Below are 22,054 nucleotides of genomic sequence, written 5' to 3'. Positions count from 1 at the left end.
GGGGGGGGGGGGGGGGGGGGGGGGGGCCCCCGTGCCGCCAGGGCCGCGCCAGGAGGGCAAGACCCTCCCCCGACCCCTCCCTGAGAGGGAGGGGAGAAAGAAAGATCAATACACCTCGAACAGGCCAGCTGCACCCATGCCGCCGCCCACGCACATGGTGACAACCACATATTTCGCGCCGCGGCGCTTGCCTTCGATCAGGGCGTGGCCGGTGCAGCGCGCGCCGGTCATGCCATAGGGGTGACCGATCGAGATCGAGCCGCCGTTGACGTTGAGCAGCTCAGGATCGATGCCCAGCACGTCGGCGCAGTGGATGACCTGCACGGCAAAGGCTTCGTTCAGTTCCCACAGGCCAATGTCGTTCATGGTCAGGCCGTTGGCCTTCAGCAGCTTGGGGATGGCATAGATCGGGCCAATGCCCATCTCGTCCGGCTCCAGGCCAGCCACCGCCATGCCGCGATAGGCGCCGAGCGGGGTGAGGCCGCGGCGGGCGGCTTCCTTGGCTTCCATCAGCACGCTGGCCGAAGCGCCATCGGAAAGCTGGCTGGCGTTGCCGGCGGTGATGCAGCCGCCTTCGATCACCGGCTTCAGGCCCTTCAGGCTTTCCAGCGTGGTTTCCGGGCGATTGCCTTCGTCCTTGGTCAGCGTGATTTCGTGGTGGGTGACCTCCTTGGTCTCCTTGTTGACCATCGCCATCGTCGCGGTCATCGGCACGATTTCATCGTCGAACTTGCCGGCGGCCTGGGCGGCGGCGGTGCGCACCTGGCTTTGATAGCCATATTCATCCTGGCGATCGCGGCTGACATTGTAGCGCTTGGCCACCACTTCGGCGGTCTGCAGCATCGGCATGTGGATGTTGGGGTGCATGGCGACCAGGCTCGGATCCATGCCCACGCGCATCTTGTCGTTCTGCACCATCGAAATGCTGTCCACGCCGGCACCGATGCAGATCTGCATGCCATCAACCATGATCTGCTTGGCGGCGGTCGCGATCGACATCACGCCCGACGAACATTGCCGATCCATCGACTGGCCCGACACCGTCACCGGCAGGCCGGCACGCAGCAGCGCCAGGCGGGCGATGTTGCCGCCCTGCACGCCCTGCTGCAGGGCGCAGCCCATCACGACATCGTCCACTTCGGCGCCTTCGATGCCGGCGCGCTTCACGGCGTGGGCAATGGCATGGCCGGCCAGCGTCGGCGACGGGGTGGCGTTGAACGCGCCGCGGAAAGCCTTGCCAATCGGCGTGCGGGCGGTGGAAACGATAACGGCTTCACGCATGGGAAATTCCTTCCTGTCTCGGTTCAGCGGGCATCAGCCCACATATTGCAAGGTGATCCATTCGGCGGCGAGCGCGGGCTTGGTTTCACCCTCGATCTCGACCGAAACATTGGTGGTGGTCTGCCAGGCCCCATCCGGGCGCTGCGACACATCGGCAATGGTGAAGCGGCCGCGCACCTTGCGGCCTGATTTCACCGGCGCCATGAAGCGCACCTTGTTGAGGCCATAGTTGACCCCCATGCGCGTGCCCTTGATGCCCGGCATTGCCTGATAGGCCATCACCGAAAGCAGGCTGAGCGTGAGATAGCCATGCGCGATGGTGGTGCCAAACGGCGTTTGCGCGGCCAGTTCCGGGTTCACGTGGATGAACTGGTGATCGCCGGTCACCTCGGCAAAGGCGTTGATCTTCTCCTGCGGGACCTCGATCCAGTCGGACACGCCGACTTCGGTTCCGGCCAGGCCGCGAAATTCGTCCAACGTCAGTGATTTTCCTGCCATGCCGGCATCTCCCCAGATCTGTGATTGCGCTATTCTTGTGTGGGGCCAGCCTAGGCCCCGCCTCACGCGCACGTCAACCCAGCAGAATCGTGGTTACCAGACGTTCGTTAACTTTATGATTACTAGGTATTAAGCATAATCGGTCGTTACTGGAAACGGGCATCCGCAGTGTCACCCCCGGCACGCAGATCACAAAGGATCGCCCAAATGAACGACACGCTCACTTCCCTTGCCCTTGCCGCGATTGCCCTGCTCGCCAGCGCCGATGCCGGTGCCGTGACGGTGACCAGCCTTGCGGGCGCACCCGATCCGGGCCCGCTGCCCGGCCAGCAACTGGTTGAAACCTTTGACGCACCGGCAGCACCGGGCTTCAGCTGGACCGGCGGGCTCACCACCGCCATCGGCAATGTGCGGGGGGTGCACACCACCCCGGCGCTGGGCACCACCGTCTTTGGCTATGTCTCCTCGGCCAACGCCGATCCGGTCGCCACCCTGCACACGCCGGCTCTCAGCGCCATCAGCTTCTATTGGGGTTCGATGGACAGCCACAATTTCCTGTGGGTGCTGGGGGCCAACCATCAGCCGATCCACTTCATCCACACCAGTACCCTGGGCACCGCCGCTGATTTTGCCGGGGGCGGCAGCGCCCGCAACCGCCGGCTGCTGATCGACGCTGGCCCTGGCGAAACCATCCACGGCCTGCAGTTCGAAGCGCGCGGGCGCAGTTTCGAGTTCGATGATTTCGCTGCCACCCTGGCGCCCGGCCTTGATCCCGATGTCAGCGGCGTACCGGAACCGGCCAGCTGGGCCATGCTGATCGCCGGCTTTGGCCTGGTTGGCGCGGTCTCCCGCCGTCGCCGGGTGACGCTCGCGGCCTGATCCATAAGGCTGTCGCCACAGCGCACAGCCGCATGCACTGAAGGTGCCGGCCGGGGGATGGTCTCCGGGCCGGCATTTCGTGATTCGCGCTGGCAGGGCGCTTCTGCTGAAAAGGCGCCCGCGGCCATGACGCCGGCGGGCGCGGTCAGTTGTGGGCGGGTCGTTGGCTGACCTCGGTCGGATCGATCAGCCGGCCATCCGGTGCGGCGGTGAAGGTGGTTTGTGTTGGATAGGCGAAATCGACGCCGAGTTCGGCAAAGCGCCGGACAATGGCAAAGCCCACGGCCTGCCGCGCCGCCACCATCGCCTCCAGCGCCGGCACGGTGACGAAGAAGACAAGTTCGAAATCGAGGCTGGACGGGCCAAAGCCGATGAAAACCGCGCGGTCGAAACGGCAATTTTCCTGCGCCTCGACAATCTTCTGCAGGTGGCCAGGCAGGGCTTCCAGCAGGTCGGGCGGCGTCTGGTAGATGATGCCGATATTCAGCACCACCCGCCGCTCATCGATGCGGCGCAAATTGGCCACCTGCTGTTCCAGCAGCTTGGTGTTGGCCATTACCAGTTGCTCTCCCGACAGGGATCGGATGCGGGTGGTCTTCAGGCCGATATGCTCCACGGTGCCGGTGGAAGTGCCGTAACTGATCGTGTCCCCCACCCGGAACGGCCGGTCGAACAGGATGGCGAGCGCTGCAAACAGATCGGAAAAAATGCCCTGGGCGGCGAGGCCGATGGCAATGCCGCCAACGCCAAGCCCGGCCACCAGCGCGGTGACATTCACGCCGAGATTGTCGAGGATCAGGATGGCCGCCAGCAGCCAGACCACGACGTTGACAAGCACATTGATGACGCCGACGGCACTGCCCAGCGCATCGCTATCCTCGCCGCCGTTGCTGGCGCGGCGGTGCACCAGCCCCAGCACAAGTTCGCGGATCCACAGCGCGCCCTGCACGGCCAGCGCGATGGTGAAGCTATTGTCCACCAGCCGCATCAATGGCCCGGGCGGGGCGACGGCATGCGTCGCGCCATCCAGCGCAACCGCGATCAGGAACAGCAACATGGTGCGCGCCACCATCGCGCGCAGCACGGCGGGATGGCCGCCGATCTCGCGCGGCAGCACGCGCAGCGCCCCCCACTTCAACAACCACAGCGCCGCCAGCAGGACGCCAGCAATGGCGACACCAAACAAGGCTTCGCCGCTGTCCTGCGTGATCCAGGCCCAGCTTTCACCAATCGCAAGTTCGACACGGGCAGCGGCGCGGCCCAGCGGGTCCATCATCACCAGGCAGTCTCCAGCCACGCAGGCCGCTGCACGGTCACAACGGCATCGCCAAGGAACAGTGGCTTGCCGGCTTCTTCCAGACGCAGATGCACGATGGCCTGTTCGCCCAGCCGACTCCTGAGCTTGCCGCAGGCGCGCCCGGCGGCGTCCTTCACCTCCACTGCATCACCGGGATCACCGGCGAGCGTCACCGGCACCAGCCGGCGGCGCACCTTGTCGCGGTGGTGCATGCGCGCCGTATTCTCCTGGCCAACATAACAGCCCTTGGTGAATGACACGCCATCGAGCAGATCGGCGCCGGTTTCCAGCCACAGCAATTCATCTGAACCGATATCAAGGCTGTCGGGCACGCCCACGCCAAGGCGATGCGCGTCATAGGCCTCTGCCCCTGCCGGCGCACTGCCGGCGGGGCCGATCCAGCGCGCGCCCAGCGCCGCCGTCCGCGCATCCGCCGGCGCGCCGCCCAATATATCGGCAGACCAGCTGGCCAGCACGGCCAGATCGTCGCGCCGCGCCAGTGTCACCGCCTTGCGCAATTTGTACATGTTCAGCCGCTTGAGCAGCGCTTCGGCCTTCTCGGCGGCCACATCGATCAGGATCGCACCGTCATCGCCGGCATGGAGATGGAAATCGAACAGCGCCTTGCCCTGCGGGCTGAGCAGCCCGGCAAAGACCGCGCGGCCCGGCGCCACCAGCCCGACATCATGGGTGATCAGCCCCTGCAGGAAGGCCACGGCATCGGGGCCGTCCACTGCCAGCACGGCGCGATTTTCAAGGGAAATGGGGGTCATGGCCATGGAGATAGGCAATCCGCGCCGTCCTGCCAATGCCGCTGGCCAAAAGCGGGGCCGCAACGCTTGACGTGCGGCTTGACTCGGGCAGCCAATTCCATCATTGGAGCCGCCTTCGTCGCGGTGGCCATGCCTCCCGCGCGCAACCTGATTTACGCGGAACCGGAACCATGGCCAAGCCGACGACCATCAAGATCAAGCTCGTGTCCACCGCCGACACCGGCTATTATTATGTCACCAAGAAGAACCCGCGCACCAAGACCGAAAAGCTCTTGTTCCGCAAGTACGACCCGGTGGCCCGCAAGCACGTCGAATTCAAGGAAGCCAAGATCAAGTAAGCGCGTTCGCGCTTACCTTGAGGCACCAAGAGGGCTGGCGGCAACGCCGGCCCTTTTTCCGTTTGGCCGCGACACTGCATCTGGGCCATCCCCGCTTGGCAGAGCCTGCGCCGGGCTTTAGGGCTTGCCTCGTGCTGCGCGACAAACCCTCTTCCGCCGATCCGGCCGTGCTGGCCCTGCAGGCGCTTGCCCATGTCGCTGGCGACGATGCGATGGGTCCGCGCTTTCTGGCGCTCACCGGCATGGATGCCGATGCGCTGCGGGCCAATGCCGGCAAGGCCGCCACGCTGACGGCCCTTCTGGATTATCTGATGGCCAATGAACATGATCTGCTCGCCACCGCCGAAGCCCTTGGCGTGAAGCCGGAAGCGCTGGCCCTGGCGGCGCGCAAACTGGGGAGTGACTGGTGAAGGCACGTCCGCTCATCGTTTCCGATTGCGACGGCGTGCTGCTGCACTTCATCGCGCCGTTCGTGGATTATCTGCGTACTGTGCATGGCTTGACGCTGAGCATGGACAGCTTCGCCCTCACCGGCAACGTGAAGCGGCCCGATGGCAGCGCGGTGGAACCCAAGGAATTCCCGCCGCTACTCGATGGCTTCTTTGCGGACTGGATGCACAACCAGAACCCGATCATCGGCGCGGCGGATTCGCTGGGACAGCTCGCCAGGGATTGCGACGTGGTGGTTCTCACCAACATCGCCGATCACCATGCGGAACGCCGCACGCTGGAACTGGCGCGGCTGGGCATGCCCTATCGCGTCATCGGCAACCAGGGCGGCAAGGGCGCGCCGCTCAAGAAGCTGCTCGACGAATTCCAGCCCAGCGAAGCCATCTTCATCGATGATCTTCCGCCCAACCATACATCGGTGAAGGCGCATGTGCCGCATGTCCACCGCCTGCACATGGTCGCGGAAACCGAAGTGCGCCACCTGATCCCGCAATCGCCCGATGCACACGCCCGCCATGATGAATGGCCGGCAATGCTGTCTCATATCGAAACCATCCTGAAAGGCTGACCCATGACTCCGGAACAGAAACTCGCCGATCTCGGCATCACCCTGCCCAATGCCGCTGCGCCAGCCGCAAACTATGTGCCCACGGTCACCGCCGGCAACCTGATGCACATCAGCGGCCAGATCCCCTTTGCCGAGGATGGCAGCCTGATGAAGGGCCGGCTGGGTGACACGGTTGATGTCGCCTATGGCCAGGCCGCTGCGCGCCGCTGCGCCGTGGGCCTGATCGCGCAAATGAAGACGGCGCTTGGTGATCTGTCCCGCGTCAAGCGCGTGGTGAAGCTCGGCGTGTTCGTCGCCAGCCATCCCGATTTCACCAGCCAGCCGGAAGTGGGCAATGGGGCATCCGATCTGATGGTTGAAGTGTTCGGCGACGCCGGCCGCCATGCCCGCGCCGCCGTGGGCGTGGCCGTGCTGCCGCGCGGCGTGGCCGTGGAAGTGGATGCGGTCGTCGAGATCGCCTGATGCGTGAGTGGCCGGTGCGTGTGGTGGGCAAGGCCAGCGAGATTGCGCTGGCCGATTGGAACGCCTGCGCCGGCCCGGTGAACCCCTTTGCGCAAGGGGAATTCTTCCGTGCGCTGGAAGATTCGGGCAGTGCCTGCAGCCGCACGGGCTGGCAGCCCGTCCACCTGGTCACCGATGGCGTAGACGGCCGCCCGGCCGGCATCATGCCGGCCTATCTGAAAACCCACAGCCAGGGCGAATATGTGTTCGATCACGCCTGGGCCGATGCGTGGGAACGGGCCGGTGGCAGCTATTACCCCAAGCTGCAGGCCGCGTTCCCGTTCACGCCGGCAACCGGCCCCCGGTTGCTGCTGCGCGAAGACGCCGCCGGCCTGGCCCTGATCCGCGCCGCCGAACAGGTGACCGAAAGCAACAATCTCTCCAGCGCCCACGCCACCTTCCTCACCCAAGAACAGCAGATCCTGTTCCGCGATGCCGGCTGGCTGATCCGCACTGGTGAACAGTTCCACTGGCAGAACGAGAACTATCGCGATTTCCAGGATTTCCTCGGCGCCCTCTCCTCCTCACGCCGCAAGATGATCCGCAAGGAACGCGAGCGCGCGCTGGCCGGGCTGGAGATCGTGCATCTCACCGGCAATGCCATCGCCGAAAGCCACTGGGATGCCTTCTGGACCTTCTATCAGGACACCGGCGCCCGCAAATGGGGCCAGCCCTATCTGAAGCGCAGTTTCTTCAGCCTGATCGGCGAGGCGATGGGCAGCCGCGTGCTGCTGATGCTGGCGCTGCGCCATGGCAAGCCCATCGCCGGTGCACTCAACTTCATCGGTGATGAATGTCTCTACGGCCGCTATTGGGGCTGCACCGAAGACGTGCCCTTCCTGCATTTCGAGCTGTGCTATTACCAGGCCATCGAATGGGCCATTGCCAATGGCCGGGCGCGGGTCGAGGCCGGCGCGCAAGGGCAGCACAAATTGGCGCGGGGCTATCGGCCCACGCCGGTGATTTCGGCGCATTACATCCCCAATGTCGGATTCAGGAACGCCGTCTCCGACTATCTCGCCCGCGAAACCAAAGCGGTGATCGAGGAAATCGAGTATCTGGATGCACACGGACCGTTCAGGCAGCCGCAAGCCTGAACTGTGCTAATGTAACCCATGCGACTCATGATCCTGATGGCCCTGCTGGCCGCTCCTGCCACGGCCACAGAGGTGGTGCGCCTGACTGAAGCGCAGCGCGACGCCGTGATCGCCGCAGCGGCCAATGGGCCCGAAAAGACCCCGGTGCTCACGCCGGAACAGACGCAGCGCCAATCGGTGCTCGAACGCTCGCTCTACCCGGAGTTTTATGAAAACGGTGGCGGCGCCGTCCGGGATCGCAAGGTGCATGGCGAGATGAGCATGTTCGCCGGCAGCGGCGGCACCTTCGGCGTCAGCGGCACAGCCGTGGTGCCCGTGGGTGACACCGGCACCGCCGCGCTGTCGGTGATGCAGGGCACCAGCCGTTGGGGCGGCATTTCCGGATTCGGCTTTGGCTACAGCAGCGGCGACGCGCAGAATAATCTGCTGATCGGCCACAATTTTGGCGGCTATGGCGGCCTTGGGGCGTTTGGCGGTTACGGCGGCGGGTTTGGCGGCCCCTGGACCAGCCCCTATGGCCGCAGCGTGCAACCTGCCCGCCAGCAGCGTCGCCGCTAGAGCGCGATATTGTCGATCAGGCGCGTCGTGCCGATCACGCCCGCCCCCATCAGCCGCGCACCCGCTGCCGGTCGGCCCAGGCTGTGCAGCGTTTCGCCGTCCACCAGATCGAGATAGTCCAGCCGCACGAAGCCGGCAGCCTTGATGGTGCGCTCCCCGGCAGCAAGGGCCGCCGCCACCGGCATGCCGCCCAGGATGGCGGCGCGGGTCGCCTGCAGGGCCTGCGGCAGCGCCAGCGCGCGGGCACGTTCATCAGCCGAAAGATAGGCATTGCGGCTCGACAGGGCGAGCCCATCAACGTCGCGCACGATGGCGCAGCCGTGGATTTCAGTGCCGATATCAAGATCGGCTGCCATTCGCCGGATGATCGCCAGCTGCTGCCAGTCCTTCTCGCCAAACACGGCGACATCGGCACCGGCCGCACTCAGCAACTTTGCCACGACCGTCGCCACGCCATCGAAATGGCCCGGCCGCACCCGGCCACACAGCAGATCAGGCAGGCCCGACACGCGCACGAAACTGGCAAAGCCCGGTGGATACATGGTGGCGACATCGGGCGCATAGATCAGGCTGCAACCGACACTGGCCAGCTTGATGGCGTCGCCGGCTTCATCGCGCGGATAGCGATCCAGATCCTCATTGGGGCCGAACTGCTTGGGATTCACAAAGATCGAGGCCACTGCAACATCGGCATGGGCCAGGCCCAGCGTGACCAGCGCCAGATGGCCGGCGTGCAAGGCGCCCATGGTCGGCACGAAGGCCACACGTTTGCCGGCCGACTGCCAGGCGCGCACGGCGGCGCGCAGTTCGGCCGGGGTGCGCACGATGGGCAGCGGGCTGGTCATGGATGTTTCACGCGCTTCCACGTTGACAGGCTGGCGGCGCTGTGGGCGATACGGAAGCGGAGTGCAAGCCAGAACAAGGGACAATCGTGACTGCTCATGTGATCGTGCTCGCCAATGAAAAGGGCGGCACCGGCAAATCCACCACCGCCGTGCATATCGGCGTGGCCCTGGCGCTGGCCGGCAAGGCCACCGCGCTGATCGATCTCGACAGCCGCCAGCGCACCTCCACCCGCTATCTGGAAAACCGCTGGAACCACGGCCAGCGCCACGGCATCACCCTGCCCGGCCCGGCTGCGGTGGTGGTGGCCGATGGCGATGCCGCCGAAGCCGAACTGGCGATGCGCTTCCAGCAGGCCAGCCGACAGGATTTCATCGTTGTCGATTCGCCCGGCCGCGATTCGGCGCTGGCCCGCGCCGCCATGGCCCGGGCCGACACGCTGGTGACGCCGATCAACGACAGTTTCGTCGATTTCGATCTGATCGGCGAAGTGGACGGCGAATCGTTCGAGGTGAAAAAGCCCAGCTTCTACGCCGAACTCGTGTGGGAAGCGCGCACCCGCCGCGCCCGCGAGGAAGGCCGCCCGATGGATTGGGTGGTGCTCCGGAACCGCCTGTCCACGCTCGATGCCCGCAACAAGCAGCGGGTGGGCGCAGCGCTGGATGCCCTGTCGAAACGCATCGGCTTTCGCGTGCTGCCCGGCCTTTCGGAACGCGTGATCTTCCGCGAATTCTTCCCGCGCGGGCTCACCCTGCTCGATCGCGCGGCGCTCACCGATTTCTCGCTCTCCCACGTCGCCGCCCGCAACGAACTGCGTGCCCTCATCGCCGGGCTCAACCTGCCCGGCGGGATCGAGATGGCGGCCTGATGGGCCTCGCGCTCATCGTCGTGCTGGGGATTGCCTGGTGGCTGCACAGCAAGGGCCGGCTGCTGCCCAATCTGATGCTGTACGGCGGCCTTGGCGTCGCCGGCCTGCTGGCCATTCGATTCCTCTCCAGCGGCCGCTTCGTGCCGGCCGCGCTGGTGGCGGCGGGCGGCTGGGCGTGGTGGATGTGGAACCAGCAGGGCGGGCAGGCCAATGGCGAGCTGGCAATGGCCGCGCGGCTGCTGGGCGTTGCCCCCGATGCCCCATCCGAAGCCATCTGGCAGGCCTGGCGCCAGGCGATGACCCGCGCTCACCCCGATGCCGGCGGCAGCGCCGAAGCCGCCCAGGCGCTCACCGCTGCCCGCGACCTGTTGATCATGGCCGCCGAAAAGCGCCGGGAATCAGACGATTGAGCGCCTGATGGCCGGCCGCCATGTGATCGATCCCACCGCCCTGCGCGCCTATGACATTCGCGGGATCGTTGGCGAAACCCTGACCGAGGCCGACGCCCGCGCCATTGGCCGCAGCTTCGGCACCAGGCTGCGCCGTGACGGCGGCGCCAAGGGAACGCCGGTCGTGTGCCTGGGCCGCGATGGCCGCCTCAGCAGTCCCAGCCTGGCCGGAGCCGCAGCCGAGGGCCTGCTGGGCACCGGCTGCGATGTCATCGATATCGGCATGGGGCCTTCCCCCATGCTCTATTTCAGCGTGTTCGCATTGGGCGCAGATGCTGGCCTGATGGTCACCGGCAGCCACAACCCTTTCAACTGGAACGGCATCAAGCTGCTGCGCCACAGCGGGCCCTTCCACGGCGCCGACATTCAGACGCTGGGCGCCATGGCGGCGGCGGGTGACTGGGAAAAAGGCGCTGGCACGGCCCGCCATGTCGCCATCCTGGATCGCTATGTCGAAGCAATGCTGGCCGATTTCCGCGGTGGCCGCTTCACCATTGCCTGGGACTGCGGCAACGGCGCTGCTGGCCCCGTGGTCGAACGGCTGACCAGCCTGCTGCCCGGCACCCACCATCTGCTGTTCGCCGATGTTGATGGCCATTTTCCCAATCACCACCCCGATCCCACGCTGGAAGCCAATCTGGCCGATCTGAAGCGCGTGGTGCGTGAAAGGAGCTGCGATTTCGGCGTGGCCTTTGATGGCGATGCCGATCGCATTGGCGCCGTCGATGGCCAGGGCCGCGTGGTGTGGGGCGATGAACTGCTCGCCATATTGGCTGAACCAGTGCTGCGTGAATTGCCGGGCAGCACCATCATCGGCGATATCAAGGCCAGCCAGGCGCTGTTCGATCGCATTGCCGCGCTGGGCGGCGTGCCCGACATGTGGAAGAGCGGCCACAGCCTGATGAAGGCGCGGCTGCTGGAACTGAACGCACCGCTGGCCGGCGAAATGAGCGGCCATATCTTCTTTGCCCACCGCTGGCATGGCGTGGACGATGGCATCTTGGCCGCCGTCCGCCTGATCGAGGCGGTGACGGCGCTGGGCGGCTCGCTCACCGCGCTCAAGGACGCGATGCCGGCGATGATCAACACGCCAGAGTTCCGCTTCCCCTGCCCCGAGCCCCGCAAGTTCGCCGTTGTGGCCGAAGTGCTGGCCCGGCTGAAGGCTGAGGGCGCCAAAGTGAACGAAATCGACGGTGCCCGCGTGATGCGCGCCGATGGCTGGTGGCTGCTGCGGGCATCGAACACGCAGGACGTGCTGACGGCGCGGGTTGAAGCCAAAGACGAGGCCGCAATGGCCCGGCTCGCGGCCGAACTGAACGCGCAGCTTGCCCTGTCTGGTGTGGCGCCCGTTGCCGCCAGCCACTGACGGAGCGGGACAACACAGCCCTTCCCCCATCGCCGCCAATCACCTAAGCGGCTAAACATGAGTATCTGGGCGACTTTGGCCGGCACGGCACTGGGCCTGGTGATCGGCGGCCCCCTGGGAGCGCTGGCCGGCGCGGCGGCCGGCGGTGCCGTGGATGCCATGCGCGCCCGTGCCACCAACCCGGAACGCCGCCGCGTCGCCTTTTCCATCGCCGCCATTGCGCTCGCCGCCAAGATGGCCAGCGCCGATGGCAATGCCTCGGCCGCCGAATTCGCCACCTTCCAGCGCCTGTTTCACGTCGATCCTTCCGAAGCCAACAATGCCCGGCGCTTCTATGATCTGGCCAAGGGTTCGATGGCGGGCTTCCAGGCCTATGCCATCCAGGCTGCCGATCTGCTTGGCCAGGGTTCGGCAACGCTGGAAGATCTGCTCGACGCGCTGTGGATGATCGCGGCGGTCGATGGCTTTCACGCGGCGGAACTGGCCTTTCTGGGCGAAGTCGCCACCATCCTGGGCTTTGACGAGGCCGCGCAGGCCCGCATCCGCCGCCGCCACCTCGCGCCCGCGGCCGATGACCCGTGGGCGGTGCTGGGTATCGAGCCCGGCACCGACGCCGCCGCCATCCGGGCCGCCTATCATGGCCTGGTGAAACGCTATCACCCCGATCGCGCGCTGGCCGAAGGCGTGCCGTCGGAGTTCATCCGCGTCTCCGAACTCAGGATGGCCGACATCAACGCCGCCTATGACCGGCTGACCGGGCGGCGGCGATGAAGCCGCTGCATCTCGCCATGATCCTCGCCATCGATGTGGTGTGGGGTTTCAACGTGGTCGCCGTGAAGGAAGGCGTGATGAGCGCCGGGCCGATGACGGCGGTGCTGCTGCGCTATGTCGTGGCCACGCTGGTCTGCCTGCCCTTCCTGCGCTGGCTGCCGGGGCGCATGGGGTTGATCCTGCTCACCGGTTTCATCGCCGGCGCGCTGTTCATGTCGCTGGGCGCGATGAGCTTTGCGCTGGCCGACAATGTCTCGGCGCTGGCCATCGTCGGGCAACTGGGCGTGCCGTTCAGCCTGATCCTCGCCGTCATCTTCATGAAGGAAGAAATCCGCTGGCCGCGCATCACCGCCATCGCCATCTGCTTTGCCGGCGTGGTGGTGCTGGGCTTTGATCCGGCCATCGCCAACGAACGCGTGGGCATCCTGCTCACGGCGGCGGCATCCCTGTGCTGGGCGGTGGGCAATCTCTTGTTCCGCCGGCTGCAGGGCGTGCCGGTGCTGGTCATCCACGGTTGGCTGGGGCTGGTCTCCATCCCGATCATGATCGCGCTGGCGCAGTTCTTCGAGCCGGCCAAGCTCGCCGCCATCCCCGATCTGCCGCTCGGCACCTGGGGCTGGGTGGCCTATTCGGGCATCATGTCCAGCCTTGTCGGCCATGGCGGCATGACCTGGCTGTTTCAGCGCTACCCGGTCGCCGTCGTCTCGCCGCTCACCCTGCCGACGCCGCTGATTTCCATCAGCATCGCGGTCGCCGTCTATGACACGCCGATCACCGGCCAGATGCTGGTCGGCGGGCTCTTGACGCTGGTCGGTGTCGCCATCATCACCATCCGCACCGCGCAGCGCCGCGACAGCGACATGCCGGTGGAGCCGACATGATTCACCGCGCCAGCCCCAATTTCAACGACCGGCAACTGCCGATCGGCATCCTTGTTCTGCACTATACCGGCATGCAGAGCGGCGCGGCCGCCATCGACTGGCTGGCCAATCCCGAATCCGGCGTTTCGGCCCATTATGTCGTCGCCGAGGACGGCCAGGTGCTGCAGATGGTCGACGAGGCCAAGCGCGCCTGGCACGCCGGACGCAGCTGGTGGCGCGGCATCACCGACGTGAACAGCGCCAGCATCGGCATCGAAATCGTCAACCCGGGCCACGAGTTCGGCTATGTCCCCTTCCCGGCTCCGCAGATGGACGCGGTGCACGCGCTGGTCGCCGAGATCGTTGCCCGCCACACCATCCAGCCGGCCAATGTGGTGGGCCACAGCGACATCGCCCCCACCCGCAAGGAAGACCCGGGCGAACTGTTCGATTGGCCCCGCCTCGCCCGCGCCGGCCTCGCCGCCGCGCCGAAACCCTGCATGGACCCGAACTGGACCGACCCCGGCTTCCTCGCGGCGCTGGGCCGCTATGGCTACAACATCACCGCGCCAACCGAAGCCGTGATCGCCTTCCAGCGCCATCACCGCCCGGCCCGATTTGACGGCGTGATCGACGCGGAAACGCGCACGATCCTGCGCGGGCTGTTGCTGGCGGAAGGGCTTTAGCCAGTCGGCCACTTGCAAAGGGGGAAGCCAGGTGAACGCCCTTATCAGTCTCGCAGCAGTGCTCGCGCTCCTGGCTGTCGCCGGGTTCGGGCTTGGCCTGCTCGACAGAGCCCGCTTTTCGGCCCGCTGGCTGGGCGTCGCGGCGCTGCTGGTTGCCCTCAATGATCTGGTGCTGACCAGGGGCTATGGCCTGCTGCCCGATCTGCTGGGCGGCGAATGGAACTGGCAGGGCAAGATACTGGCGCTGATGATCACCCTCGCCATCGCCGCCCTGCCCGCATTTGGCTGGGCGCGCTGCGGCCTCACATTCGCCCAGGCCGCGGGAAGCTGGCGGGCGGCATGGCCAGTCGCGGCCCTGTATTGCAGCTTTTTTCTCGCCATCGCCCTCGCCTTCCCCAGCGGCCCGGCGACCAGTGAAGAGACCGCCTTCCAGTTGACCATGCCCGGGTTGGCGGAAGAGCCCTTCTATCGCGGCGTGCTGCTGTTCGCGCTCGACCGCGCCTTTCAGGGGCGGAAGCGGTTGCTGGGGGTTGAATGGGGCTGGGGTGCACTGCTGTCGTGCTGGCTGTTCGGCATGGATCATGCATTTGGTTATGCCGGTGCTTTTGCCGGCGGCGAATTCAGCCTTGATCCGGCCATCCTGGCGCTCACCGCCATACCGTCCCTGCTTGCAGTGTGGCTCAGGCTGCGCACCGGCAGCCTGCTGCTGCCCGTGCTGCTGCACAATTTCGGAAACTCGATCGCGCTGCTGGTTTGACTGCAGGGGCCCCGAAAAGCGGAGGCCGGCACCCGAGAGAAAGCCGGCCTCCAGAGTTTCCGCCAATGGCCTAACCGGGGGGAAGGGCCACCGTCATTGCGGGCGGAGGGCAAAATATTGCCACCCTGCGGGTCGGTAAAACAGGGGGGTGACCGACCCAATGACTCGGGTATGCCGCCGCTCATCTCACATTGCAATACTGTAATGTTTGCCTGCGGCGATTGCTACACCGCCCCCGGCTTGCGTGCGCCCAGCGGCAGATCATGGCCGCCGAAGTCCAGCGTGGATTTCGACACCACTTCGCCCAGCGCATCCACAATCAGGCGCAGGCGGCGCTTGTCGGTGGCGAAGGTGAGGCGGAAGGTGCCGAAATCTTCGTCCACGCCGGCTTCCACCCACGAGGTGATCAGGCGCGCGGCCAGCATCGGCTGCACCTGTTCGGGCTGGAGTTTCAGGCCTTCGGCAATGGTTTCCGCCGAGACCGTGAAGCTCTCGCCCCCGCTCCCGACAATGCCTTCGATTTCGATCATGCCCGCTGCCATGGCGCGGCGCACACCAAAATGCTAGAGCGCCCAAGCGATCACGTCGTCGGGCGACCGCGTCAGGTGCAAATCTGCCGAGGAAAGTCCGGGCTCCACGGAACGCGGTGCCGGGTAACGCCCGGCGGTTCTGGTCCGCCAGAATCAGGGACAGTGCCACAGAGAAGAGACCGCCGATGGCGTCCTTCGGGACGGACAGGCAAGGGTGAAACGGTGCGGCAAGAGCGCACCGCGCGATGGGCAACCAAAGCGGCACGGCAAACCCCACCGGGAGCAAGACCGAATAGGGATGGCGCGCAGGGCTTCGGCCTTGCAGGGCAGGAACCGGCCCAGTCATCCGGGTTGGTTGCTGGAGGCGGCGGGCAACCGCCGTCCGAGAGGAATGGTCGCCCAGGGGTGCAAGCCCTGGACAGAACCCGGCTTACAGACGACGTGGTCTTTTCTGCCCGCAATGCGCAAGCGTTGCGGGCAGATGCATTATGGGCGATCTTTCATCAGCCACTCCGCAGCAGCGCCACCCCCGCATCCCGTTCAAACAGATACAGCAGCACCCGCGCCGCCTGCCCGCGCGCCCCATCCAGCCCGCCATCCCGGTCCAGCAACAACCGCGCATCATCACGGGCCATGGTGACGAATTTCTGTACCCGCTCCGGATCGGCGAAGCGGAACGCCTCCTCCCCCGATTGGCGCGTGCCCAATATCTCGCCCGCCCCGCGCAGCTTCAGATCCTCCTCGGCAATGCGGAAGCCATCATTGGTCTCACGCATCAGCTTCAGCCGGCTGCGCGCGGTTTCCGACAATTCCTCACCACGCAACAGCAGGCACACGCTCTGCCCGCTGCCGCGCCCGACCCGGCCGCGCAGCTGGTGCAACTGCGCCAGCCCGAACCGCTCTGCCGCCTCGATGATCATCAGCGTGGCATTGGGCACATCCACCCCCACCTCGATCACCGTCGTCGCCACCAGCACGGCCAGCCGCCCGGCAGCGAAATCGGCCATCACGGCATCCTTGTCCGGCCCCTTCATCTTGCCGTGGACAAGGCCGACCTTCCCCTCCCCCAGCCGGCCTTTCAGGAAGGCGGCGCGGGTGGTGGCGGCGGCTTCATCTTCATCTTCGGTGCCATCCACCAGCGGACACACAAAATAGGCCTGGCCGCCTGCCTCGACATGGCGGGCCAGGCCGGCAACGACATCCTCGAAACGGCCTGTCACCCGTGTCTCGATCGGCTGGCGGCCGGGTGGGCGCTCGTCGATCTGGCTCTGGTCCATTTCGCCAAACCGCGTCAGGGCCAGGCTGCGCGGGATCGGCGTCGCCGTCATCGCCAGCACGTGCGGCGGTAGCCGGCCCTTGTTGGCCAGCATCAGCCGCTGGGCGACGCCAAAGCGGTGCTGTTCATCCACCACCACCAGGCCGAGATCGTGATAGTCCACCGCCTCCTGGAAAATGGCGTGGGTGCCAACCAATATGTCGATCCGGCCCGCTGCCAGATCGGTCAGCAATGCCTCGCGTGCCTTGCCCTTGTCCCGCCCGGTCAGCAATTCGATCCGCACGGGCAGGCCAGCCGCCAGCTTGGTGAGCGTCACATGATGCTGGCGCGCCAATATCTCGGTGGGCGCCAGCAGCGCCGCCTGCGTGCCCGCCTCCACCGCTGTCAGCATGGCGATCAGGCCAACCAACGTCTTGCCCGATCCCACATCGCCCTGCAGCAGCCGCAGCATCGGCTGCGCCTGCGCCATGTCGCCGGTGATTTCGCCGATCACGCGGGTTTGTGCGCCCGTCAGCGACCACGGCAGGCTGGCCAGCAAGGGCCGCACCAGCCGGCCATTGCCCGCCAGCGCCCGCCCGCGCCGTGCCCGCGTGTCGGCCCGCACCAGCAGCAGCGCCAGCTGGTTGGCCAGCAGTTCGTCATAGGCCAGCCGGTCGCGCCCTCCTTCCATGCGATGCGCGGCGTGAAGCGACTCTGCGAACGATGCCCAGCCATAACGCTCAATGACACTCGGCTCGATCCACTCCGCCAGCTCCGGCACCCGCGCCAGCGCTTCGGCCACCAATTGCCCCATGCGGCGGTTGGTGATGCCCTCGGTCAGCGGATAGACCGGCTCGCGCAAACCGGGCGGCGCGGCGCTGTCCATCGCCAGCACCTCCGGATGGGCGATCTGCAGTTTCTGGCCATAACGGTCGAGCTTGCCGACGATGCGCTTTTCCACCCCGATCGGCAGCTTGGTCTGCGCCCAATTGGCGGTCTGGCCAAAGAAGGTCAGGTCCACCCATTGGCCACCGCGGTCCACCGCCGCCACGCGCAACGGGCTGCGTGGCCCACCGCGCTCATGGCGAGCCGGCGTCAGCGGCACCACAACCGGGCGGCCCACCATCGTTTCGTCCACCGTATCCACCGCCAGCCGGTCGATCACCATCGTTGGCAGGTGGAAGGCCAGATCGAGCGCCCGCGCGATCTTCAGCCGCGCCAATTGCCGCACCTGCGCCGAACCGACGCCCTTCAGCGCGGCCACTTCGGCAAACAGGGGGTTGAGGACGGCAGGGCGCATGATATGGCGAGGTTGTAGCACCGCGCTGGCCGTTTGAAACGCCTGCGCGGCATTTGCGTTTGAAGGGCCGTCACATGAACGACAACCAAATCGATCCTTGGGACCTGCGCATCCGCAAGGCCAGATATCGCGCCAGCCATCGCGGCACCAAGGAATCCGATCTGGTGGTGGGCGGCTTCTTCGAACGCCATTACGCCAGTTGGACCGAGGCCGATCTGGCCTGGTTTGAAGCGCTGCTGGAAGAACAGGATGTCGATATCCTGGCCTGGGCCTTCGGCACCGCCGCCGTGCCGGCCCGGCTGGACGGCGCGCAGATACAGCTTCTGAAGAAACTCGATTATGTCGAAGTCACCAAATAACCCCTCTCCCGTTCGGGGAGAGGGTCGACTCGCCGAAGGCGAGCGCGGTGAGGGGTTGTTCGACGCCGTTCGCACCCCCTCACCCTCCCACCGCTGCGCGGCGGGCCCCTCCCTCTCCCGCCCAGAGTCAGACGGGGGGAGAGGGGATCGATGATCGACCTGCCCCGTTTCGTCACCGCCACCCGCCCGGTCACGCTGGCGCGCTGTGCCGGCGGCTATCTGCCGTGGCTGATGGCCGATGTGGCGCGCGCGGCGAAAGGCCGGGCCTGGTTCATCGCGGCCGATGAAGCCCAGGCGCGCGCCATGGCGGAGGCCGCGGCCTATTTTGCGCCGGAAATCGCCATCACCGTGGCTCCGGCTTGGGATTGCCTGCCGTACGACCGCGCCTCGCCGTCGCTGAAGATGGCGGCCGAGCGCATGGCCGCCCTCGCCGCCTTGGCCGAACCGCAGGCGGGCGCCGAACTGGTGGTGACCACGGTGAACGCCATCACCCAGCGCTGCCTGCCCAAGGCGCAGATCGCCCGGATGGCCGCCCGGCTGAAGCCCGGCAGCCGCATCGACCGCAACGCGCTGGCGCTGAAACTGGCCGCCAATGGCTTCGTGCGCGTCGATACGGTGGTGGAGCCGGGCGAATATGCCCTGCGCGGCGGCCTTGTCGACGTGATGCCGTCGGGCGCGGACTTCGCCCTGCGTCTCGATTTCTTCGGGGACGAGATTGAATCCATTCGCCGTTTCGATCCCGCCACCCAGCGCAGCCTTGGTCCCGCAGAGGGCTTTGACCTGCTGCCCGTGTCCGAAGTCATGCTCGATGCCGATCGCATCCGCGCCTTCCGGTCGGGCTGGCTGGAGAAGTTTGGCGCCACCGCCACCGGCGATCCGCTCTACGAAGCGGTCAGCGACGGCCGGCGTCTGGCCGGTATGGAACATTGGCTGCCGCTGTTCGAGCCCGATCTGGTCACCCTGTTCGACTGGATGGGCAGCGATGACGTGCTGGTGCGCGATGCCGGGGCCGACAAGGCCGCCGCCGACCGCTTCGATGCCATCGCTGACTATCACGACAACCGGGTGGCGGCGCTGAGTCAGAAGAAGGGCAGCTATCGCCCGCTGCCGCCCGATGCGCTCTACCTGTCGCGCGAGGAGTGGGCCGAGAAACTCGCCGCCCACGCCGTCCACGCCAGCAGCCCGCACGCCGTTCCCTCCGGCACACTGTTTGCCATCGATTGCGATGCGGTGCCGGCGCGCGATTTTGCCCCGGAACGGGTGGCGCAGGCCAATGGTGGCCCGCCCGTCTATGCCGCGATCAAGGCGCATATCGAGGCGCGCCGCGACGCCGGTGACCGGGTCATCCTTGCCAGCTATTCCAATGGCGCGCGCGAACGGCTGAAGGGCCTGCTTTCCGATGAAGGCGTTGCCCGGCTCGCCACCGCCGATCACTGGCAGGAAGCGCTGGGCCAGGCCGCCGCCGGCCAGATCGTGCTCACCGTGCTGCCGCTCGATCACGGCTTCACGCGCGAAGAAGCCCGCGGCAGCCTGACCCTGCTCACCGAGCAGGACATGCTGGGTGATCGCCTCGTGAGGAAGGCACGCTCGGCGCGCAAGGCCGATGCCTTCATGGCCGAACTGGCGATGCTGACGCCGGGCGATCTCATCGTCCACCGCGATCATGGCATCGGCCGGTACGACGGGCTGATGGCCATCCCCATCGGCGGCAAGCCGCATGATTGCGTGGCGCTCACCTACGACGGCGGCGACAAGCTCTATGTGCCGGTCGAGAATATCGACGTCCTCTCCCGCTATGGCAGCGACAGCGAAGGCGTCGGCCTCGACAAATTGGGCGGCGTCGCCTGGAGCACGCGCAAGGCGCGGATGAAGAACCGCATCCGCGAGATTGCCGGCGAACTGCTGGCGACCGCGGCAGCCCGCGCCCTGCGCGAAGGCGAGCCGGTGAGCATCGACAGCCATGGCATGGCGGCGTTCGTGGACCGCTTCCCCTATGCCGAGACCGACGACCAGTTGAAGGCGATCGGTGACGTGGTCGACGATCTCACCTCCGGCCGGCCGATGGACCGGCTGGTGTGCGGCGATGTCGGCTTCGGCAAGACCGAGGTGGCGCTGCGCGCCGCCTATGCCGCCGCGCTGTCGGGCATGCAGGTCGCCGTCGTCTGCCCGACCACGCTGCTCGCCCGCCAGCATTACCAGAATTTCCGCGAGCGCTTCACCGGCCTGCCGGTCGAGGTGCGACACCTCTCCCGGCTGGTGAACACCGCCGATGCCAAGGCGGCGCGTGACGGGCTGGCGGATGGCACGGTCGATATCATCGTCGGAACTCACGCGATTCTCGCCAAGGGGGTGGAGTTCAAGCGGCTGGGGCTGGTGATCGTGGACGAGGAACAGCGCTTCGGCGTCGTCCACAAGGAACGGCTGAAGTCGCTGAAGGCCGATGTCCATGTGCTGACGCTGACTGCCACGCCGATCCCGCGCACCTTGCAGATGGCGCTGACCGGCCTCAGGGAAATGTCGATCATCGCCACCCCGCCGGTCGACCGTCTCGCCGTGCGCACCTATGTGAGCCCGTTTGACGAGGTGGTGATCCGCGAAGCGCTGCTGCGTGAACATTATCGCGGCGGGCAGAGCTTCTTCGTGGTGCCGCGCATCGCCGACCTCGCCGATATCGAACAGTTCCTGCGCGAACAGGTGCCGGAAGTGAAGCCGATCACCGCCCACGGCCAGATGGCGCCATCGGAGGTCGAGGAGCGCATGAGCGCCTTCTACGACAAGCGCTATGACGTGCTGCTGTCGACCACCATCATCGAATCCGGTCTCGACATCCCGTCCGCCAACACGCTGATCGTGCACCGGGCAGACCGCTTCGGGTTGGCGCAATTATATCAGATCCGCGGCCGCGTCGGGCGCGGCAAGACCCGTGCCTATGCCTATCTCACCACCGCCGCCGGCCAGACCATCACCGAAGGCGCCGAAAAACGGCTGCAGGTGCTCAGCCAACTCGACACGCTCGGCGCCGGCTTCCAGCTCGCCAGCCACGATCTTGATCAGCGCGGCGCCGGCAATCTGCTCGGCGACGAACAATCCGGCCATATCAAGGAGATCGGCTTCGAACTTTACCAGTCGATGCTGGAAGAGGCGATCCTGGAAGCCAAGGCCGAAGCGGCCGGCATGAAGCCGCCGCAGGAAGCCTTCAGCCCGCAGATCACCGCCGAAGTGCCGATCCTGATCCCCGATCATTATGTGCCCGATTTGAACGTGCGCATGGCGCTCTACCGCCGCCTCAACGAGATCGACAGCCGCGCCGGCATCGACAGCCTCGCCGCCGAAATCATCGACCGCTTCGGCAAATTGCCGTCGGAAGTCGAAAACCTGCTGTCCGTCATCGAGATCAAGCAGGCCTGCATCACCGCCGGCATCGCCAAGCTGGAAGCCGGCCGCAAGGGTGGCCTCGTCACCTTCCGCGACGACCGCTTCGCCAACCCGGACGCGCTGATGGATTATATCACCCGGCTGGGCGAACGGGCGAAGGTGCGGCCCGATCAGAAACTCTTCATCGCCGCTGAATGGGGCGACGACCGGACCCGGTTGAAGGGCGCACTCGCCATTGCTTCTGCGCTGAGCAAGCTCGCCGCTGGCGCCAAGCTGAAGCCCGTGGCCAAACCGGCAGCCAAGCCGCTGCCGCCGCCGAAAGCACCGATGCGGCCGGCAGTGTTCAAGTCGAAGTTCGGCAGGAAGTAAGCAGGCCTCCGTTCTGGCCTGCGCCA

The 22,054-nt window shown here is 66.3% G+C and carries 23 protein-coding genes and 1 other RNA gene; 17 read left to right on the top strand and 7 right to left on the bottom strand.

Annotated features, from left to right (window positions below; translation table 11 throughout):
• Positions 1 to 105 precede the first annotated feature (105 nt).
• Both D619_RS0109570 and D619_RS0109565 read right to left on the bottom strand, forming a co-directional pair.
• Complete coding sequence (locus tag D619_RS0109570; protein WP_017668366.1) at positions 106 to 1,281, bottom strand: acetyl-CoA C-acyltransferase; 1,176 nt, start codon at positions 1,279 to 1,281, stop codon at positions 106 to 108.
• A gap of 33 nt (positions 1,282 to 1,314) precedes the next feature.
• A complete protein-coding gene (locus D619_RS0109565) occupies positions 1,315 to 1,779 on the bottom strand; it encodes a MaoC family dehydratase (protein ID WP_033373335.1) in 465 nt (154 codons plus the stop codon).
• Between the two features lie 207 nt (positions 1,780 to 1,986).
• On the opposite strand from D619_RS0109565, the gene D619_RS18315 reads away from it, so the two are divergent.
• On the top strand, positions 1,987 to 2,658 hold the full coding sequence (locus tag D619_RS18315) for a PEPxxWA-CTERM sorting domain-containing protein (protein WP_017668364.1): 672 nt from the start codon (positions 1,987 to 1,989) through the stop codon (positions 2,656 to 2,658).
• 145 nt (positions 2,659 to 2,803) lie between these two features.
• Here the strand turns inward: D619_RS18315 and D619_RS0109555 are convergent, their stop codons facing one another.
• The gene (locus D619_RS0109555; protein WP_017668363.1) at positions 2,804 to 3,934 is read right to left on the bottom strand and encodes a mechanosensitive ion channel family protein; all 1,131 of its coding nucleotides are present in this window, start codon (positions 3,932 to 3,934) and stop codon (positions 2,804 to 2,806) included.
• Positions 3,934 to 4,728 (bottom strand): folate-binding protein YgfZ, encoded by a 795-nt coding sequence (locus D619_RS16285; protein ID WP_033373378.1) that lies wholly within the window; start codon positions 4,726 to 4,728, stop codon positions 3,934 to 3,936. Before D619_RS16285 ends, D619_RS0109555 begins: the two co-directional genes overlap by 1 nt.
• Before the next feature lie 170 nt (positions 4,729 to 4,898).
• Here D619_RS16285 and rpmG point away from each other — a divergent pair, with 170 nt between their 5' ends.
• From rpmG to D619_RS16280, 6 genes are all read left to right on the top strand, one after another.
• Positions 4,899 to 5,066, top strand: coding sequence for a 50S ribosomal protein L33 (rpmG, locus tag D619_RS0109545; protein WP_017668361.1), 168 nt, complete (start codon positions 4,899 to 4,901; stop codon positions 5,064 to 5,066).
• A gap of 131 nt (positions 5,067 to 5,197) precedes the next feature.
• Positions 5,198 to 5,476: a DUF3572 family protein gene (locus tag D619_RS0109540; RefSeq protein WP_017668360.1), complete on the top strand. Its 279-nt coding sequence runs from the start codon at positions 5,198 to 5,200 to the stop codon at positions 5,474 to 5,476.
• Positions 5,473 to 6,084 (top strand): hypothetical protein, encoded by a 612-nt coding sequence (locus D619_RS0109535; protein ID WP_017668359.1) that lies wholly within the window; start codon positions 5,473 to 5,475, stop codon positions 6,082 to 6,084. Before D619_RS0109540 ends, D619_RS0109535 begins: the two co-directional genes overlap by 4 nt.
• A gap of 3 nt (positions 6,085 to 6,087) precedes the next feature.
• Positions 6,088 to 6,546, top strand: a complete 459-nt coding sequence (locus D619_RS0109530) for a RidA family protein (protein WP_017668358.1) — start codon at positions 6,088 to 6,090, stop codon at positions 6,544 to 6,546.
• Entirely contained in the window at positions 6,546 to 7,682 is a 1,137-nt protein-coding gene (locus tag D619_RS0109525; RefSeq protein WP_017668357.1) for a GNAT family N-acetyltransferase, read from the top strand. The genes D619_RS0109530 and D619_RS0109525 overlap by 1 nt, the downstream gene beginning before the upstream one ends.
• Before the next feature lie 18 nt (positions 7,683 to 7,700).
• Positions 7,701 to 8,240: a hypothetical protein gene (locus tag D619_RS16280; RefSeq protein WP_152417397.1), complete on the top strand. Its 540-nt coding sequence runs from the start codon at positions 7,701 to 7,703 to the stop codon at positions 8,238 to 8,240.
• On the opposite strand, the gene panC is transcribed toward D619_RS16280, so the two are convergent.
• Positions 8,237 to 9,085, bottom strand: coding sequence for a pantoate--beta-alanine ligase (panC, locus tag D619_RS0109515; RefSeq protein ID WP_020480452.1), 849 nt, complete (start codon positions 9,083 to 9,085; stop codon positions 8,237 to 8,239). The genes D619_RS16280 and panC overlap by 4 nt on opposite strands.
• An 86-nt stretch (positions 9,086 to 9,171) precedes the next feature.
• Here panC and D619_RS0109510 point away from each other — a divergent pair, with 86 nt between their 5' ends.
• The 7 genes from D619_RS0109510 to D619_RS0109480 are packed head-to-tail and all read left to right on the top strand — an operon-like array spanning position 9,172 to position 14,840.
• Positions 9,172 to 9,951 carry a division plane positioning ATPase MipZ gene (locus D619_RS0109510; protein WP_279379372.1) on the top strand — a complete coding sequence of 260 codons (780 nt, stop codon included), beginning with the start codon at positions 9,172 to 9,174 and terminating at the stop codon, positions 9,949 to 9,951.
• Positions 9,951 to 10,361 (top strand): hypothetical protein, encoded by a 411-nt coding sequence (locus D619_RS0109505; RefSeq protein WP_017668353.1) that lies wholly within the window; start codon positions 9,951 to 9,953, stop codon positions 10,359 to 10,361. The genes D619_RS0109510 and D619_RS0109505 overlap by 1 nt, the downstream gene beginning before the upstream one ends.
• A 7-nt stretch (positions 10,362 to 10,368) precedes the next feature.
• Positions 10,369 to 11,766, top strand: coding sequence for a phosphomannomutase/phosphoglucomutase (locus tag D619_RS0109500; RefSeq protein ID WP_017668352.1), 1,398 nt, complete (start codon positions 10,369 to 10,371; stop codon positions 11,764 to 11,766).
• 57 nt (positions 11,767 to 11,823) lie between these two features.
• Complete coding sequence (locus D619_RS0109495) at positions 11,824 to 12,537, top strand: DnaJ family molecular chaperone (RefSeq protein ID WP_017668351.1); 714 nt, start codon at positions 11,824 to 11,826, stop codon at positions 12,535 to 12,537.
• The gene (locus tag D619_RS0109490) at positions 12,534 to 13,418 is read left to right on the top strand and encodes a DMT family transporter (protein WP_017668350.1); all 885 of its coding nucleotides are present in this window, start codon (positions 12,534 to 12,536) and stop codon (positions 13,416 to 13,418) included. The genes D619_RS0109495 and D619_RS0109490 overlap by 4 nt, the downstream gene beginning before the upstream one ends.
• Positions 13,415 to 14,083 (top strand): N-acetylmuramoyl-L-alanine amidase, encoded by a 669-nt coding sequence (locus D619_RS0109485; RefSeq protein WP_017668349.1) that lies wholly within the window; start codon positions 13,415 to 13,417, stop codon positions 14,081 to 14,083. The genes D619_RS0109490 and D619_RS0109485 overlap by 4 nt, the downstream gene beginning before the upstream one ends.
• A 31-nt stretch (positions 14,084 to 14,114) precedes the next feature.
• The gene (locus D619_RS0109480; RefSeq protein WP_017668348.1) at positions 14,115 to 14,840 is read left to right on the top strand and encodes a CPBP family glutamic-type intramembrane protease; all 726 of its coding nucleotides are present in this window, start codon (positions 14,115 to 14,117) and stop codon (positions 14,838 to 14,840) included.
• Positions 14,841 to 15,064: 224 nt separating this feature from the next.
• Here D619_RS0109480 and D619_RS16275 read toward each other — a convergent pair whose 3' ends face one another.
• Positions 15,065 to 15,370: a DUF6522 family protein gene (locus tag D619_RS16275; protein WP_152417396.1), complete on the bottom strand. Its 306-nt coding sequence runs from the start codon at positions 15,368 to 15,370 to the stop codon at positions 15,065 to 15,067.
• A gap of 50 nt (positions 15,371 to 15,420) precedes the next feature.
• On the opposite strand from D619_RS16275, the gene rnpB reads away from it, so the two are divergent.
• Positions 15,421 to 15,819: RNase P RNA component class A (gene rnpB / locus D619_RS17325), an RNA gene on the top strand.
• A 54-nt stretch (positions 15,820 to 15,873) separates the two neighbouring features.
• Here the strand turns inward: rnpB and recG are convergent.
• The gene (recG, locus tag D619_RS0109470) at positions 15,874 to 17,925 is read right to left on the bottom strand and encodes an ATP-dependent DNA helicase RecG (RefSeq protein ID WP_017668346.1); all 2,052 of its coding nucleotides are present in this window, start codon (positions 17,923 to 17,925) and stop codon (positions 15,874 to 15,876) included.
• Positions 17,926 to 17,999: 74 nt separating this feature from the next.
• Between recG and D619_RS0109465 the strand changes: the two genes are divergently transcribed.
• Positions 18,000 to 18,284: a succinate dehydrogenase assembly factor 2 gene (locus tag D619_RS0109465; RefSeq protein WP_017668345.1), complete on the top strand. Its 285-nt coding sequence runs from the start codon at positions 18,000 to 18,002 to the stop codon at positions 18,282 to 18,284.
• Between the two features lie 150 nt (positions 18,285 to 18,434).
• On the top strand, positions 18,435 to 22,028 hold the full coding sequence (mfd, locus tag D619_RS0109460) for a transcription-repair coupling factor (protein ID WP_017668344.1): 3,594 nt from the start codon (positions 18,435 to 18,437) through the stop codon (positions 22,026 to 22,028).
• The last annotated feature ends 26 nt before the right edge of the window (positions 22,029 to 22,054 follow it).

Origin of the sequence: Sandarakinorhabdus sp. AAP62 (assembly GCF_000331225.1) — a bacterium.
In the GTDB taxonomy this organism is placed as follows: domain Bacteria; phylum Pseudomonadota; class Alphaproteobacteria; order Sphingomonadales; family Sphingomonadaceae; genus Sandarakinorhabdus.
This window is presented reverse-complemented; position numbering and strand designations above follow the sequence as displayed.